Annotated in this window: 14 protein-coding genes; 10 read left to right on the plus strand and 4 right to left on the minus strand. The window is 71.6% G+C overall.

The genetic code is table 11. The features are described from left to right. Positions 1-19 precede the first annotated feature (19 nt). The 6 genes from dxr (at position 20) to OG490_RS27030 (ending at position 7316) form a co-directional block, all read left to right on the plus strand. A complete protein-coding gene (gene dxr / locus OG490_RS27005) occupies positions 20-1273 on the plus strand; it encodes a 1-deoxy-D-xylulose-5-phosphate reductoisomerase (RefSeq protein ID WP_330298854.1) in 1254 nt (417 codons plus the stop codon). Continuing rightward, complete coding sequence (locus tag OG490_RS27010) at positions 1270-2571, plus strand: M50 family metallopeptidase (RefSeq protein WP_330298855.1); 1302 nt, start codon at positions 1270-1272, stop codon at positions 2569-2571. Before dxr ends, OG490_RS27010 begins: the two co-directional genes overlap by 4 nt. 198 nt (positions 2572-2769) lie before the next feature. After that, the gene (gene ispG, locus OG490_RS27015; protein WP_330298856.1) at positions 2770-3927 is read left to right on the plus strand and encodes a flavodoxin-dependent (E)-4-hydroxy-3-methylbut-2-enyl-diphosphate synthase; all 1158 of its coding nucleotides are present in this window, start codon (positions 2770-2772) and stop codon (positions 3925-3927) included. Between the two features lie 122 nt (positions 3928-4049). Continuing rightward, positions 4050-4895, plus strand: coding sequence for a GNAT family N-acetyltransferase (locus OG490_RS27020; RefSeq protein ID WP_330298857.1), 846 nt, complete (start codon positions 4050-4052; stop codon positions 4893-4895). Between the two features lie 111 nt (positions 4896-5006). Next, positions 5007-5579, plus strand: a complete 573-nt coding sequence (locus OG490_RS27025; protein WP_330298858.1) for a GNAT family N-acetyltransferase — start codon at positions 5007-5009, stop codon at positions 5577-5579. 42 nt (positions 5580-5621) lie between these two features. Continuing rightward, the gene (locus OG490_RS27030; protein WP_330298859.1) at positions 5622-7316 is read left to right on the plus strand and encodes a proline--tRNA ligase; all 1695 of its coding nucleotides are present in this window, start codon (positions 5622-5624) and stop codon (positions 7314-7316) included. A gap of 136 nt (positions 7317-7452) precedes the next feature. Here the strand turns inward: OG490_RS27030 and OG490_RS27035 are convergent, their stop codons facing one another. From OG490_RS27035 to OG490_RS27050, 4 genes are read right to left on the minus strand one after another with little or no spacing between them, the layout of a single operon-like run. Then, the gene (locus tag OG490_RS27035; protein ID WP_330298860.1) at positions 7453-8277 is read right to left on the minus strand and encodes a slipin family protein; all 825 of its coding nucleotides are present in this window, start codon (positions 8275-8277) and stop codon (positions 7453-7455) included. A 43-nt stretch (positions 8278-8320) separates the two neighbouring features. Continuing rightward, positions 8321-9223: an aminoglycoside phosphotransferase family protein gene (locus tag OG490_RS27040; protein WP_330298861.1), complete on the minus strand. Its 903-nt coding sequence runs from the start codon at positions 9221-9223 to the stop codon at positions 8321-8323. A gap of 52 nt (positions 9224-9275) precedes the next feature. Then, positions 9276-9731: a ferritin-like domain-containing protein gene (locus tag OG490_RS27045; RefSeq protein ID WP_330298862.1), complete on the minus strand. Its 456-nt coding sequence runs from the start codon at positions 9729-9731 to the stop codon at positions 9276-9278. Continuing rightward, entirely contained in the window at positions 9728-10333 is a 606-nt protein-coding gene (locus tag OG490_RS27050; RefSeq protein ID WP_330298863.1) for a hypothetical protein, read from the minus strand. The genes OG490_RS27045 and OG490_RS27050 overlap by 4 nt, the downstream gene beginning before the upstream one ends. A gap of 114 nt (positions 10334-10447) precedes the next feature. Here OG490_RS27050 and rimP point away from each other — a divergent pair, with 114 nt between their 5' ends. From rimP to infB, 4 genes are all read left to right on the plus strand, one after another. Beyond that, positions 10448-10945: a ribosome maturation factor RimP gene (rimP, locus tag OG490_RS27055; protein WP_330298864.1), complete on the plus strand. Its 498-nt coding sequence runs from the start codon at positions 10448-10450 to the stop codon at positions 10943-10945. A gap of 2 nt (positions 10946-10947) precedes the next feature. Beyond that, on the plus strand, positions 10948-12027 hold the full coding sequence (nusA, locus tag OG490_RS27060; RefSeq protein WP_330298865.1) for a transcription termination factor NusA: 1080 nt from the start codon (positions 10948-10950) through the stop codon (positions 12025-12027). A gap of 102 nt (positions 12028-12129) precedes the next feature. Next, positions 12130-12417, plus strand: coding sequence for a YlxR family protein (locus tag OG490_RS27065; RefSeq protein ID WP_330298866.1), 288 nt, complete (start codon positions 12130-12132; stop codon positions 12415-12417). A gap of 154 nt (positions 12418-12571) precedes the next feature. Further along, positions 12572-15736, plus strand: a complete 3165-nt coding sequence (gene infB / locus OG490_RS27070; protein WP_330298867.1) for a translation initiation factor IF-2 — start codon at positions 12572-12574, stop codon at positions 15734-15736. Positions 15737-15791 lie beyond the last annotated feature (55 nt).

The raw sequence follows: 15791 nt of genomic DNA on the forward strand, positions 1-15791 counted from the left end.
TTGCGGCAACAATGGGAGCATGAGCGACCGCCCAGCCCCCCTCGCCGATCCGCACCTCCTCTTCGACCCCGCGGCCGGCCGGCGGGACATCGTCATCCTCGGCTCCACCGGTTCCATCGGGACCCAGGCCATCGACCTCGCCCTGCGCCACCCGGACCGGTTCCGCGTCACCGCGCTGTCCGCCGCGGGCGGGAAGGTCGCGCTGCTGGCCGAGCAGGCCCGGCTGCTCCGCGTGAACACCGTGGCCGTCGCGCGCGAAGACGTCGTACCGGCCCTGAAGGAAGCGCTGAACGCGCAGTACGCCCCCGGCGAGCCGATGCCCGAGATCCTCGCCGGGCCGGACGCCGCCACCGAGCTCGCCGCCTCGCCGTGCCACACCGTGCTCAACGGCATCACCGGCTCCATCGGTCTCGCGCCCACCCTCGCCGCGCTGCGGGCCGGCCGGACCCTGGCCCTCGCCAACAAGGAGTCGCTGATCGTCGGCGGCCCGCTGGTCAAGGCCCTCGCGAAGCCCGGCCAGATCATCCCGGTCGACTCCGAGCACGCGGCGCTGTTCCAGGCGCTCGCCGCAGGCACCCGCGCCGACGTGAGCAAGCTCGTGGTCACCGCCTCCGGCGGGCCCTTCCGCGGCCGCACCCGCGCCGAGCTCGCCGGGGTCACCGTCGAGGACGCCCTCGCGCACCCCACCTGGGCCATGGGCCCGGTGATCACCATCAACTCGGCGACGCTGGTCAACAAGGGCCTGGAAGTCATCGAGGCACACCTGCTCTACGACATCCCGTTCGAGCGCATCGAGGTCGTGGTCCATCCGCAGTCCTACGTCCACTCGATGGTGGAATTCACGGACGGCTCCACGCTCGCCCAGGCCACCCCGCCCGATATGCGCGGCCCGATCGCCATCGGCCTCGGATGGCCCGAGCGGATCCCCGGCGCGGCCCCCGCCTTCGACTGGACCAAGGCCTCCACCTGGGAGTTCTTCCCGCTGGACACCGAGGCCTTCCCCGCGGTCGACCTGGCCCGCCGCGTGGGCACCCTGGGCGGTACCGCGCCCGCCGTGTTCAATGCGGCGAACGAGGAGTGCGTGGAGGCGTTTCTCGCCGGCCGGCTGCCGTTCACAGCAATCATGGATACCGTCTCTGCCGTGGTCGATGAGCACGGGACCCCCGCCGCGGGAACTTCCCTCACGGTCGCGGACGTCCTTGAAGCGGAGACCTGGGCCCGGGCCCGGGCACGGGAGACGGCGGCACGGGCCGCAGTGGAGGCGCGCGCATGAACCTGTTGCTGATGTTGGGTGGTGCACTCGTCTTCGTGATCGGGTTGCTCATCTCCATCGCCTGGCACGAGCTCGGCCACCTTTCGACGGCGAAGCTCTTCGGCATCCGCGTGCCCCAGTACATGGTCGGCTTCGGCAAGACCATCTGGTCGCGCAAGAAGGGCGACACCGAGTACGGGATCAAGGCCATCCCGATGGGCGGCTACATCCGCATGATCGGGATGTTCCCGCCCGGCGCCGACGGCAAGGTCAGCGCCCGCTCCACGTCGCCGTTCCGCTCGATGATCGAGGACGCGCGCTCGGCGGCGTACGAGGAGCTGCAGCCCGGAGACGAGACGCGGCTCTTCTACACGCGCAAGCCGTGGAAGCGCGTGATCGTGATGTTCGCCGGACCGTTCATGAACCTGGTCCTGGCGATGGCGATCTTCTTCGGCCTGTGGATGACCTACGGGGTGAACCAGACGACCACCACGGTCGACAGCGTCTCCGACTGCGTCCTCAGCCAGAAGGAGAACCGCAAGACCTGCAAGGACGGCGACCAGGTCGCCCCCGCCAAGGCCGCCGGGCTCCAGGCGGGCGACAAGATCGTGGCCTTCGACGGAAAGCCGGTCAAGGACTGGGACGCCCTCTCGGGCAAGATCCGCGACACCATCGGCCCCGCCGTCATCACCGTCCAGCGCGACGGCAAGCAGCTGAAGCTCGACACGAAGCTCGTGCAGAACATCGTCCCCAAGACGGACGGCCACGGCGGCTACGTCGCGGGCGAGTACGTGCCGGCCGGCTGGCTCGGCTTCAGCGCCAAGAAGGAGATCATCCCGCTCACCTTCGGCCAGTCCGTGGACCGGGTCGGAGAGGTCGTCCAGGGCAGCGTCCAGGCCCTGGCCAAGCTCCCCGGCAAGATCCCGGCACTGTGGAACTCCGCCTTCAACGGCGCAGAGCGCGCGCCCGACTCCCCGATGGGCATCGTCGGCGCGGCCCGGATCAACGGCGAGATCGCGACCATGGACATCCCGGCCGGCGAGAAGATGGCCGGCTGGTTGAGCGTCCTGGGCATGTTCAACCTCTCCCTCTTCCTCTTCAACATGCTGCCCCTGCTGCCGCTCGACGGCGGGCACATCGCGGGAGCCCTGTGGGAGTCGGTGCGGCGCGGTGTGGCGCGGGTCTTCCGGCGCGCGGACCCGGGCCCCTTCGACGTGGCGAAGCTGATGCCCGCCGCGTACGTGGTGGCGGCCGTCTTCGTCTGCTTCACCCTGCTGGTGCTCGTCGCCGACGTGGTGAACCCGATCAAGATCACCTGATCGGAGCCTGCTGGGCCGGGGCCCCTCGGGTCCTCTACAACATCGGACCGGGAGCCGGGCACGCATCGTGCCCGGCTCCCTACGTTCGGGTGGCACACCCCCTGCCGATGCGCGGGGCGCGCGCTGATTGGCGTAATCTCGGAAGCTGGAGCCCGCCGATCTCGGGACCTTGATCCACACCTTGGGGTTGCACAGCAGATGACTGCCATCTCTCTCGGAATGCCGGCCGTGCCGACGAAGCTTGCCGACCGCAGGGTCAGCCGCAAGATCCAGGTCGGCTCGGTGGCCGTCGGCGGAGACGCACAGATCTCCGTGCAGTCGATGACGACGACCAGGACCTCCGACATCGGCGCGACGCTCCAGCAGATCGCCGAGCTGACCGCCTCCGGCTGCGACATCGTCCGCGTCGCCTGCCCGACGCAGGACGACGCCGACGCCCTCGCCGTGATCGCGAAGAAGTCGAACATCCCGGTCATCGCCGACATCCACTTCCAGCCGAAGTACGTGTTCGCCGCGATCGACGCCGGCTGCGCCGCCGTCCGCGTGAACCCCGGCAACATCAAGCAGTTCGACGACAAGGTCAAGGAGATCGCGCGGGCCGCCAAGGACGCGGGCACCCCGATCCGGATCGGTGTCAACGCGGGCTCGCTCGATGCGCGACTGCTGAAGAAGTACGGCAAGGCCACCCCCGAGGCGCTGGTCGAATCCGCGCTGTGGGAGGCCTCCCTCTTCGAGGAGCACGGCTTCAGCGACATCAAGATCTCGGTCAAGCACAACGACCCGGTCGTCATGGTCAACGCCTACCGCCAGCTGGCCGCCCAGTGCGAGTACCCGCTGCACCTCGGCGTCACCGAGGCCGGTCCGGCGTTCCAGGGCACCATCAAGTCCGCCGTCGCCTTCGGCGCGCTGCTCTCCGAGGGCATCGGCGACACCATCCGCGTCTCGCTGTCGGCCCCGCCGGTCGAGGAGATCAAGGTCGGCATCCAGATCCTGGAGTCGCTGAACCTCAAGCCGCGCCGTCTGGAGATCGTCTCCTGCCCGTCCTGCGGGCGCGCGCAGGTGGACGTGTACAAGCTGGCCGAGGAGGTCACGGCGGGCCTGGAGGGCATGGAGGTCCCGCTGCGCGTCGCGGTCATGGGCTGCGTCGTGAACGGTCCGGGCGAGGCCCGTGAGGCCGACCTGGGCGTCGCCTCCGGCAACGGCAAGGGCCAGATCTTCGTGAAGGGCGAGGTCATCAAGACCGTGCCGGAGTCGAAGATCGTGGAGACGCTGATCGAAGAGGCGATGAAGATCGCCGAGCAGATGGAGAAGGACGGCGTGATGTCGGGCGAGCCGACGGTCGCGATCGGCGTGTAGTCCCGCGGATCGCTCCGCGCGTTGAACGGTGACGGGCCCGGGGCTCCGCAGGGGCCGCGCGGCATCGCGCAGCTGTGCCGGGTACAGTGCGGAGATCAGCAGACTTGCATGGTGAGGCCCCAGTGTTGACGCAGACCACCACCCGGGTCCTAGAGCCCAGTGATCTTGACGCCGCGCTCGAAATCCTGGGACGCGACCCGGTCGAGAACGCCTTCGTCACCTCCCGGGTCCAGGTGGCGGGGCTGGATCCGTGGCGCCTGGGCGGCGAGATGTGGGGCTGGTACGCCGACGGCGAGCTCCGCTCCCTCTGCTACGCCGGAGCCAACCTCGTCCCCGTCTGCGCCGGACCAGAAGCCGTACGGGCCTTCGCCGACCGGGCGCGGCGCACCGGCCGCCGCTGCTCCTCCATCGTGGGTCCCGCCGAGGCCACCCGGCTGCTGTGGCAGCTGCTCGAGCCCAGCTGGGGCCCGGCCCGCGACGTCCGCTCCCACCAGCCCCTCATGGTCACCGAGCAGCGGTCCACCGAGGTCGCGGCCGATCCGCTGGTCCGCCGGATCCGCCGGGACGAGATGGACCTGATCATGCCCGCCTGCGTGGCCATGTTCACCGAGGAGGTCGGCATCTCCCCGATGGCCGGGGACGGCGGCCTGCTCTACCAGGCCAGGGTTGCCGAGCTGGTGGCCACCGGCCGTTCCTTCGCCCGCGTCGAGGACGGCAAGGTCGTCTTCAAGGCCGAGATCGGCGCGGCGACCGCCCGCGCCTGCCAGATCCAGGGCGTGTGGGTGGCCCCGGAGTTCCGGGGCCGCGGGCACTCCGAGACCGGGATGGCCGCCGTGGTCGCCTACGCGCTCCGGGACGTGGCCCCCGTGGTCAGCCTGTACGTCAACGACTTCAACACCGCCGCCCGCGCCTCCTACCGCCGCGTCGGCTTCCGCGAGGTCGGCGCGTTCATGAGCGTCCTGTTCTGACCCTGTTCCGACCGTCTTCCGACCGTCGCGGGCCGGATCGTTCCCGGCCGGTCCCGGCCGGGCGTGCGGAAGGCATACCCGCAGGCCGGGGCGGCCCAGTAAGGTCGCCGCATGCTGTCAACCCCCGGGGGAGAAGCCCCCGACCGGCCCGCCGGACTACGGATCGGGCACCTCGACCTCGTCGCCCGCGTGGACGAGGCCTTGCGCGTGCAGGCCGTGGCCTTCGGGCTGAGCGAGGAGGAGGTCGGCATCCGGCGCTACATCGTCCAGCGCCACATGACCTGCCGCGGGGCCCGCGCGCTCGGCGCGTTCGCCGAGGACGGGGCGCTCGCCGGATTCGTCTACGGCATGCCCAACGACCGCTCGCACTGGTGGTCCGGGGTCGTCGAGCCCTACCTGCGGGCCGACGGCCTCGAAGGCTGGCTCGACGAATCCTTCGTGATCACCGAGCTGCACGTCCACCCCGGCTTCCAGGGCCACGGCGTCGGGCGCGCCCTCATCACCGGGATCACCGACACCGCCGCCGAGCCCCGCTCGATCCTCTCCGCGATCGACACCGAAAGCCCCGCCCGGGGGCTCTACCGGGCACTCGGCTACACGGACCTCGCCCGCCCCGTCCGGTTCCCGAGCGCGAGCCTCCCGTACGCCGTGATGGGCGCCCCGCTGCCCCTGCGCAGGCGCTGAAACCGTTTCCGGGCCCGGCGGACGGGCCGATAGCCTCCCGTCATGTCAACGCAACACGTGCAGCGCATGTCCCGCCTCATGGCCAAGACCCTCCGTGAGGACCCGGCCGACGCCGAGACCCTCAGCCACCGCCTCCTCGTCCGGGCCGGATACGTCCGGCGCAGCTCCGCCGGGGTGTGGACCTGGCTGCCGCTCGGCAAGCGGGTCCTGGACAACGTCTCGCGGATCGTCCGCGAGGAGATGGACGCGATCGGCGCCCAGGAGGTGCTGCTCCCGGCGCTGCTGCCCAAGGAGCCGTACGAGGTCAGCGGCCGCTGGTCGGAGTACGGGGACCTGCTCTTCCGGCTCAAGGACCGCAAGGGCGCGGACTACCTGCTCGGCCCCACCCACGAGGAGATCTTCACCCTGCTGGTGAAGGACCAGTGCACGTCCTACAAGGACCTGCCGGTCATGCTCTACCAGATCCAGACCAAGTACCGGGACGAGGCGCGGCCCCGGTCGGGCGTCCTGCGCGGCCGCGAGTTCCAGATGAAGGACTCGTACTCCTTCGACGTGTCCGACGAGGGCCTGGCGGAGTCCTACGCCCTCCACCGCGCGGCCTACCAGCGGATCTTCGAGCGGCTCGGCCTCGACCACCGGATCGTCTCGGCGGTGTCCGGCGCCATGGGCGGCTCGGCCTCGGAGGAGTTCCTGGCCCCCGCGCAGGCCGGCGAGGACACCTTCGCGGACTGCCCGCAGTGCGCGTACGCGGCGAACACGGAGGCGGTGACCTTCGCGCTCGCACCGGCCAACGGGGAGCACGGGCCGGTCGAGGAGCTCGACACCCCCGATACCCCGACGATCGAGTCCCTGGCGGCGCTGCTCGGCGTCCCCGCCTCGGCCACGCTCAAGAACCTCCTCGTGAAGGTGGACGGCGAGATCACCGCCGTCGGCGTGCCCGGAGACCGGGAGGTCGACCTCGGCAAGCTCGGCGAGCACCTGGCCCCGGCCGTCGTGGAGCTGGTGACGGCGGAGGACTTCGCCGGCCGGCCCGATCTGGTACGGGGCTACGTGGGCCCGCAGGGCCTGGGCAAGGTCCGCTACCTGGCCGACCCCCGCGTGGCGCCGGGCACCTCCTGGGTGACGGGGGCCAACAAGCCCGACACGCACGCCCGCAACGTGGTCTGCGGCCGGGACTTCGAGGTGGACCAGTACCTGGACGTGGTGGTCGTCGAACCCGGCGACCCCTGCCCCTCCTGCGGGGCCGGGCTGCGCCTGGACCGGGCGATCGAGATCGGGCACATCTTCCAGCTGGGCCGCAAGTACGCGGACGCCTTCGGCCTGGACGTGCTGGGCCGCGAGGGCAAGCCGGTCCGGGTCACGATGGGCTCGTACGGGATCGGCGTCTCGCGGGCGGTGGCCGCGCTGGCCGAACAGACGGCCGACGATCGGGGCCTGTGCTGGCCCGCGGCGGTGGCCCCGGCGGACGTGCACGTCGTGGCCGCGGGCAAGGCGGTACCGCTCGCCCTCGCGGAGTCGGCGGCCGAGGCCCTGGCCGGGGCGGGGCTGCGGGTCCTGCTGGACGACCGGGCCGGGCTGTCGCCCGGGGTCAAGCTCACGGACGCGGAACTGATCGGTGTCCCGTGGATCCTGGTCGCGGGGCGGCGGTCCGCGGAGTCCGTGGTCGAGCTCCAGAACCGTGCCGCCGGCACCCGTGAGGAGCTGCCGCTCGAGGAGGCCCTGGCCCGCCTGACCTAGCCGGTGGCTGCGGGGGTGCCCTGCGGGGCTGGTCCCCTACCCGCCCTTCCACCGTTCCCCGGGCTCTGCCCGGACCCGGTCCTCAAACGCCGGACGGGCTGGAAATGCCGCTGCGCGGCATCATCCAGCCCGGCGGTCAGTCCGCAGGCGGGCCGTCGGCCTCCGGCATCGCGGGGGCGGACGGCGGGGCGGAGCCCGGGGCCGGGGCCGCGCGTTCCAGGAAGCGGAGCAGTTCCACCGGGAAGGGGAGGACCAGGGTGGAGTTCTTCTCGGCGGCGACGGCGACGACCGTCTGGAGCAGGCGCAGCTGAAGCGCGGCCGGCTGGTCCGACATGACCGCCGCCGCCTCGGCCAGCTTGTGCGAGGCCTGGAGCTCCGCGTCCGCGTTGATGACCCGCGCCCGACGCTCGCGGTCGGCCTCCGCCTGCCGGGCCATCGACCGCTTCATCGTCTCGGGCAGGGACACGTCCTTGATCTCGACCCGGTCGATCTGGACGCCCCAGCCCACCGCAGGGCTGTCGATCATCAGCTCCAGGCCCTGGTTGAGCTGCTCCCGGTTGGACAGCAGATCGTCCAGGGCCGACTTGCCGATGATCGAACGCAGTGAGGTCTGAGCCATCTGCGAGACGGCGAAGCGGTAGTCCTCCACCGCCACGATCGCGTTGCCGGGATCGACCACCTTGAAGTACACGACCGCGTCCACCCGCACCGTGACGTTGTCCCGGGTGATGCCGTCCTGGGCCGGCACCGGCATCGTCACGATCTGCATGTTCACTTTGCGGAGCCGGTCGACGCCCGGGACGATCATCGTGAAGCCGGGGCCGCGGATGCCCTCGCGCAGCCGGCCGAAGCGGAAGACCAGGCCCCGCTCGTACTGTTTGACCACCCGGGAAGCGGCGCCCATCCATGCGGCGATACCCGCGCCCGCGGCGACTCCCGCTATCAGCAGTTCCTGGACCATGACGGCCTCCCGCAGGGCACACCTACCTACTTACGGTATGCCCCTACAACCAGCCCGCGAACTCCAGCAGCAGCTCCGCGTCCTGACGGCGTCCGGCGGCCAGCGCCCGGTTGCCCGACTCGACCGCCCGGAAGAGCGTCCAGCCGCGCAGCCGGTCCCGGTCCACCTCCAGCGCGTCGGCCAGCTTGTTCACCCGGCGCCGGGCGCCCGCGGCCCCCGCCGAGGAGGCCACCTGGTCCTCCAGCCGGTCCCGTACCAGCCGGGCCAGGTCGTACGCGCGCTCGCCGACCATCGGGTCCGGGCCCACCGCCAGCCACGGAGCCCGCTCGCCCGCCAGCACCTTGCCCTGCCGGAAGTTCCCGTGCAGCAGCAGTTCCTCGGCCGGCGCGGCCGTCAGCTCCTCGCGGGCCGCCAGCGCCGCCGAGGCCAGCTCTGCCGCCTCCGGGGGAGCCTTGCGCAACACCTCGGCCTGCGCGGCCGTGCGCTGGGCCACCGTCTCCCAGCCGTGCCCGGCCGTCGGGGCCACCCACAGCCTGCGCAGCGTGCCGCAGGCCTCCAGCAGCGCCTTGGCCTCCGGGAGCGAGCGCAGGGACACCTCGGGGTGCAGCCGCTCCAGGAGCAGCGCCCCGTCCTCCTCGTGGTGGCGGGAGTCGAGGACCCGTACGGCCCCGAATCCGCCCCAGTGCGCCAGCGCCGCCAGTTCCCGGTCGGGCCGCAGGGCGGGCGGCGCCAGCTTCAGCGCGGCCGGGGTCCCGTCGGCGTACCGGACGAGGAGGACCAGGCTGCCGCGGCCGCCGGGGGCCTGCACCCGCTGCGCCTCCACCCCCCGCCGGGTCAGAGCGGTCTGCGCCAGTTGGGGCAAGTGCCCCAGCCAGTCCGCGGTCTGCGCCGATTCCGGCAGCTCGCCGAGCGCCCGTACAAGCCGCTGCGGCGGTTCGAAAGCCATGCGTGCGTGGTCCCTTTCAGCTGTGCTCGGGCTCGTCGCGGGGGTCTCCGCGCTACCTCTGCGCTGCGTCAGCGCGTTCCGTGAGCCCAGGGAAGGCTACGCCGCCGCCGCGCCAGCGGGCCGCGCGCACGGCCGCGGCGCTCAGCGCGTCGGCCGCCTCGCGGCGCAACGGGCCCTCCGCGGCCCGCACCAGATCGGAGTACGCGCCGGCCACCCGGTCCTCTATCCCGGCGGCCAGCCGTTCGGCGTCGTCGGGCGTGCGCACGGCGAACGGCAGGGTGTACGCCGCCTCGGCGGGCCGGGGGGAACCGCCCAGCTCGCGCACGGTGCGGGTGAGCGCGTCGCGGCGCGCGAGGTGGCCCCCGTACGCCTCGCGGGCCTCGGCGGCGCGGGCCGCCGCGGCCCGGGCGCCGATGACCCCGTAGCCGTACGCCGCCGCGTGCTCGGCGGCGAGCGCGGCCTGCGCGGCTTCCAGGACCTGACCGGCGGGGGTGGGTTCGGAGGTCACGATGCGGCTCCCGGAGGGGTCGAGGTCAGCAGGTACGCGTGTACGCGGCCGCAGGCGGCCACCGAGGCCAGCAGCCGGGCCAGCTCCCCGGGCGCCCCGGTCAGCGAGATCGTCCGGGCCTCGGCCAGGCTCCGCTCGGCGTCCGCGAGCTCGGTCAGCGCCTCGGCGGGCTTCACCGGTACCGGCTCGGCGCCCGGGGCGGGGGAGACGGGGGCGGAGACGCCGGCGGACGCGGAGGGCGAGGGGGAGGAGCTCCGGGAGCGGTTCGGCGAGGGGGACGCCGCCGGATCGGCGGCGAGGGCCGCGGTGTGCGCGGCGACCGAGGCCCGCAGCGGGGCGAGGCGCTCGGCCAGGGCCGGATGGGCCGCGCTCGTGGCGTCGTAACGTTCCAGCAGCCGCGTGCTGTCACGTACGGCCGTCTCACGCATCCGCCGTTCGAGTGGAATCTCGGGCTCCGACTCGGGTGGCCCCCCGCCGGAGCAACCGCTGAGCAGCGCGGCGCCGGTGATGCCCGCGGCACCGGCGAGCAGGCTTCTTCGCGACGGCATGATCGAGGGCACGGGGACGTCCTTGGGGGTGAGGGCGGGGCAGGGTGTGATCACGGTACCCGGGGCCCCGTCCACAGGGCGGACGGCAACACCCTCCGCGACCGGATACCCTTTGACCTGACACACGACGGAAACCACAACAGCACACGCGGCCGAGGAGTCACCCGGATGAGCACCACCCAGAGCGACAGGCTGCGCGGATTGCTGGAGCCGCTGGTCGCTGCCAAGGGCCTGGACCTCGAGGAGATCGAGACGTCCAAGGCGGGCAAGCGTCGGATGCTGCGCATCATCGTGGATTCCGACGAAGGCGTGGAGCTGGACGCGTGTGCCGAGCTGAGCCGCGAGGTCTCGGACCTGCTGGACGAGACCGACGCGATGGGTGAGGACGAGTACGTCCTCGAAGTGAGCTCTCCGGGCGCTGACCGCCCGCTGACCGAGCACCGTCACTACCTCCGGGCGACCGGCCGTCTCGTGAAGTTCCAGACGTCGGACGGCGGGGAACTGATCGCCCGCATTCTCGACGTGGACGACGAGGGCATGGACCTCGAAGTCCCGGGCGTGAAGGGCCGCAAGGCGACCGCCCGGCGCATCGCATTCACCGACATCGCCAAGGCGCGTGTCGAGATCGAGTTCAACCGCAAGGACAAGAAGGAAGAGGAGGCGTAGCCGTGGACATCGACATGAGTGCCCTGCGGGGTCTGGTCCGGGAGAAGGAGATCTCCTTCGACCTGCTCGTCGAGGCTATCGAGTCGGCCCTCCTCATCGCGTACCACCGCACCGAGGGAAGCTTCCGGCGCGCACGCGTCGTGCTCGACCGCACCAACGGTCACGTGATCGTGTGGGCGACCGAGGACCCGAGGGACCTGGAAGAGGGCCAGGAGGCCAAGGAGTTCGACGACACCCCGTCGGACTTCGGCCGCATCGCCGCGACGACCGCCAAGCAGGTGATCCTCCAGCGTCTGCGCGACGCCGAGGACGACCTGACCTTCGGCGAGTTCCTGGGCCGCGAGGGCGACGTCATCACCGGCGTGGTCCAGCAGGGCAAGGACCCCAAGAACGTCCTGATCGACATCGGCAAGCTGGAAGCCATCCTGCCGGTGCAGGAGCAGGTGCCCGGCGAGGAGTACACGCACGGCCTGCGCATCAAGGCGTACGTCGTGCGGGTGGCGAAGGGTGTCCGCGGTCCGTCCGTGACCCTGTCGCGCACCCACCCGAACCTGGTGAAGAAGCTGTTCGCCCTGGAGGTCCCGGAGATCGCCGACGGCAGCGTCGAGATCTGCGCGATCGCCCGTGAGGCCGGTCACCGCACCAAGATCGCCGTCCGTGCCAACCGCTCCGGCCTCAACCCGAAGGGCGCCTGCATCGGCCCGATGGGCAGCCGCGTGCGCAACGTGATGGCCGAGCTGCACGGCGAGAAGATCGACATCGTCGACTGGTCGGACGACCCGGCGGAGATGGTCGCCAACGCCCTGTCACCCGCCCGGGTGAGCGAGGTCGAGGTCGTGGACTGGGACACCCGCTCCGCGCGGGTGACCGTGCCCGACTACCAGCTGTCGCTGGCCATCGGCAAGGAGGGCCAGAACGCCCGCCTCGCCGCGCGCCTCACCGGCTGGCGGATCGACATCCGTCCGGACACGGAGCAGCCCTCGGCCGAGGGCGACCGTGACCGCGGCGGCGACCGCGGTGGCGACCGTGACCGGCGGGAAGACCGCCGGGACGACCGTCGCGACGACCGCCGCGGGGAATAAACCGGTACCGCACGGAGCTGTCCGGGCGGTAGACAGAAACACAACGTCCGTTCGATTTTTCGCCCGAAGGGGTGAGGTCGGTACGGGGAGGTAGACTTAATCGTGTCTGGCCGGACGCAAGCCCGCGCATGCCCCGAACGTACCTGTGTCGGGTGCCGGGAGCGAGCGGCCAAGAGCGATCTGCTGCGCATCGTGGCGATCGGTGACGAATGCGTCTCCGATCCACGCGGTACGCTGCCCGGCCGGGGTGCCTACGTGCACCCCGCCCTGGTCTGCCTCGACCAGGCGGTCCGCCGCAGAGCATTCCCCCGGGCCTTTCGGTCCACGGGAGCGCTCGACACGGCAGGGCTGCGCAATGCCATGGCTGCCCAGGCCGAGGCGACACCGTAAGAAGAACGTAGTACGGCACGGATCACCGTGCGGTCAGGTACCTCGCGAGTTGGAAGTAGGTCGAGATTGCGATGAGCACCCCTCGATGAGTACGCGATGAGTACGAGCATGAAGTAGACACGGTCCGGCGTAACCCGGACCTAAAAGGAGCGAAGTGGCTAAGGTCCGGGTATACGAACTCGCCAAGGAGTTCGGAGTTGAGAGCAAGGTCGTCATGGCCAAGCTCCAGGAACTCGGTGAGTTCGTCCGTTCGGCGTCCTCGACGATCGAGGCGCCGGTTGTACGCAAGTTGACCGATGCATTGCAGGGGCCCGGCGGCAACGCCGGCAAGCCCGCTGCGAAGCCGGGCGAGCCCCGCAAGGCCGCCCCCGCGAAGCCCGGAGTTCCCACTCCGGGTGCCGTTGCACGTCCCGCGGCGCCGAAGCCCGGCGCCCCGGCCCCCAAGCCGGTCGTCGCGGAGGCCCCGGCCGCCGCAGCGCCCGCCCCGGTGACCCCGGCCCCCGCCGCAGGCGGCCCGCGTCCCGGTCCCAAGGCTCCGGCCGCCCCGAAGCCCGCTCCGGCGGCTCCCGTGGCGACCGAGTTCTCCGCGCCTCCGGCGGCTCCGGCCGCCGCTGCCCCGGCGCGCACCGACCGTCCCGCCGGTCCCGGCGCCACCCCCGGTCCGCGTCCGGCGCAGCAGCGTCCGGCGCAGGGTCAGGGCGGCCAGGCCGGCGCCCGTCCCGGCGCCCCGCGTCCGGCCGGTGCCGCTCCGGCGCGCACCGAGCGTCCCGCCGGTGGTACCGGTGGCGCTCAGGCCCCGCGTCCGCAGGGTGCCCGTCCGGCCGGTCCCCGTCCGGGCAACAACCCGTTCACCTCTGGTGGCTCCACCGGCATGGCGCGCCCGCAGGCGCCCCGTCCGGCCGGCGCTCCCCGTCCCGGTGCCCCCGGCGCCGGTGACCGCCAGGGTGGCGCTCCCCGTCCGCAGGGCGGCCCCGGTGGCGCCCCGCGTCCGCAGGGCCAGGGCGCTGGTCGTCCGACCCCGGGCGGCATGCCCCGTCCGCAGGGCGGCGCCCCGCGTCCCGGTGGTGCCCCCGGTGGTAACCGTCCCAACCCGGGCATGATGCCGCAGCGTCCCGCTGCCGGTGGTCCCGGTCCCCGTCCCGGTGGCGGCCCCGGTGGCCGTGGTCCCGGTGCCGGTGGTCCCCGTCCCGGCGGTGCCGGTGGCGCGGGTCGTCCCGCGGGCGGCGGCTTCGCCGGTCGTCCGGCCGGTCCGGGCTCGCGTCCCGGCGGCGGTGGCGGCTTCGGCGGTCCCCGTCCCGGTGGTGGCGGCTTCGGCGGCGGTCCGGCTGGTGCCGGTGGCGGCGGTCGTCCCGGCTTCGGCGGGCGTCCCGGTGGTCCCAATGCCCGTGGTGGCACGCAGGGTGCCTTCGGTCGTCCCGGTGGTCCCGCGCGTCGTGGACGCAAGTCCAAGCGCCAGCGTCGCCAGGAGTACGAGGCCATGCAGGCCCCGTCGGTCGGCGGCATCATGCTGCCGCGTGGTCACGGCGAGACCGTTCGCCTGTCGCGCGGTGCGTCCCTCACCGACTTCGCGGAGAAGATCAACGCCAACCCGGCGTCGCTCGTCGCCGTGATGATGAACCTCGGCGAGATGGTCACTGCCACGCAGTCCGTCTCCGACGAGACCCTCGAAATGCTGGCCGGCGAGATGAACTACGTCGTTCAGATCGTCAGCCCGGAGGAAGAGGACCGCGAGCTCCTCGAGGGCTTCGACATCGAGTTCGGCGAGGACGAGGGCGGCGAGGAATTCCTCATGCCGCGTCCGCCGGTCGTGACCGTCATGGGTCACGTCGACCACGGTAAGACCCGACTGCTCGACGCCATCCGCAAGACGAACGTCGTTGCGGGCGAGGCCGGTGGCATCACGCAGCACATCGGTGCGTACCAGGTCGGTACCGAGGTCAACGGTGAAGAGCGCAAGATCACCTTCATCGACACCCCGGGTCACGAGGCGTTCACCGCCATGCGTGCCCGTGGTGCCAAGTCGACCGACATCGCGATCCTCGTGGTCGCGGCCAACGACGGCGTGATGCCGCAGACGATCGAGGCGCTCAACCACGCCCAGGCCGCCGGCGTTCCGATCGTCGTCGCGGTCAACAAGATCGACGTCGAGGGTGCCGACCCGGTCAAGGTGCGCGGTCAGCTCACCGAGTTCGGTCTGGTCGCCGAGGAGTACGGCGGCGACACGATGTTCGTCGACATCTCCGCCAAGCAGGGTCTGCACATCGACTCCCTGCTCGAGGCCGTCGTCCTCACCGCCGACGCCTCGCTCGACCTGCGCGCCAACCCGGAGCAGGACGCTCAGGGTATTGCGATCGAGTCCCACCTCGACCGCGGCCGCGGTGCCGTTGCCACCGTCCTCGTCCAGCGCGGTACCCTCCGCGTCGGCGACACGATGGTCGTGGGCGATGCCTACGGCCGAGTGCGCGCCATGCTCGACGACAAGGGCAACAACGTCGAGGAAGCGGGTCCCGCGACCCCCGTCCTGGTCCTGGGTCTCACCAACGTCCCCGGCGCCGGCGACAACTTCCTCGTCGTCGACGAGGACCGTACGGCCCGTCAGATCGCCGAGAAGCGTGCTGCGCGTGAGCGCAACGCCAACTTCGCCAAGCGCGTCCGCCGGGTGTCCCTGGAAGACCTCGACTCGGTCCTCAAGGCCGGTCTGGTCCAGGAACTCAACCTCATCATCAAGGGCGACGCGTCCGGTGCGGTGGAGGCCCTCGAGTCCTCGCTGCTCCAGCTCGACGTCGGCGAAGAGGTCGACATCCGCGTCCTGCACCGCGGTGTGGGTGCGGTCACCGAGTCCGACATCAACCTGGCGATGGGCTCCGACGCCATCGTCATCGGCTACAACGTCCGTGCGGCCGGCCGTGCCGCGCAGATGGCGGAGCGCGAGGGTGTCGACGTCCGTTACTACTCGGTGATCTACCAGGCCATCGAGGAGATCGAGGCGGCCCTGAAGGGTCTCCTCAAGCCGGAGTACGAAGAGGTCGAGCTCGGTACGGCGGAGGTCCGCGAGGTCTTCCGCTCGTCCAAGCTGGGCAACATCGCCGGTGTCCTCATCCGGTCCGGCGAGGTCAAGCGCAACACCAAGGCGCGGCTCCTGCGCGATGGCAAGGTCATCGCCGAGAGCCTCAACATCTCCGGTCTGCGCCGCTTCAAGGACGACGTCACCGAGATCCGCGAAGGCTTCGAGGGTGGTATCAACCTCGGTAACTTCAACGACATCAAGATCGACGACGTCATCGCGACGTACGAGATGCGCGAGAAGCCCCGCGCGTAAGCGCGAGGCGGTTCGCACCGTGTCGTAGGTAGCTGTAACACCGGGGCCGGTCGGC

The organism is Streptomyces sp. NBC_00503 (genome assembly GCF_036346895.1).
Lineage (GTDB): Bacteria > Actinomycetota > Actinomycetes > Streptomycetales > Streptomycetaceae > Streptomyces.

Excerpts from the sequence above, each read along its gene's own strand:
- dxr (WP_330298854.1), top strand. The coding sequence starts at position 20 with ATGAGCGACCGCCCAGCCCCCCTCGCCGATCCGCACCTCCTCTTCGAC.
- OG490_RS27010 (WP_330298855.1), top strand. The coding sequence starts at position 1,270 with ATGAACCTGTTGCTGATGTTGGGTGGTGCACTCGTCTTCGTGATCGGG.
- ispG (WP_330298856.1), top strand. The coding sequence starts at position 2,770 with ATGACTGCCATCTCTCTCGGAATGCCGGCCGTGCCGACGAAGCTTGCC.
- OG490_RS27025 (WP_330298858.1), top strand. The coding sequence starts at position 5,007 with ATGCTGTCAACCCCCGGGGGAGAAGCCCCCGACCGGCCCGCCGGACTA.
- OG490_RS27030 (WP_330298859.1), top strand. The coding sequence starts at position 5,622 with ATGTCAACGCAACACGTGCAGCGCATGTCCCGCCTCATGGCCAAGACC.
- OG490_RS27035 (WP_330298860.1), bottom strand. The coding sequence starts at position 8,277 with ATGGTCCAGGAACTGCTGATAGCGGGAGTCGCCGCGGGCGCGGGTATC.
- OG490_RS27040 (WP_330298861.1), bottom strand. The coding sequence starts at position 9,223 with ATGGCTTTCGAACCGCCGCAGCGGCTTGTACGGGCGCTCGGCGAGCTG.
- rimP (WP_330298864.1), top strand. The coding sequence starts at position 10,448 with ATGAGCACCACCCAGAGCGACAGGCTGCGCGGATTGCTGGAGCCGCTG.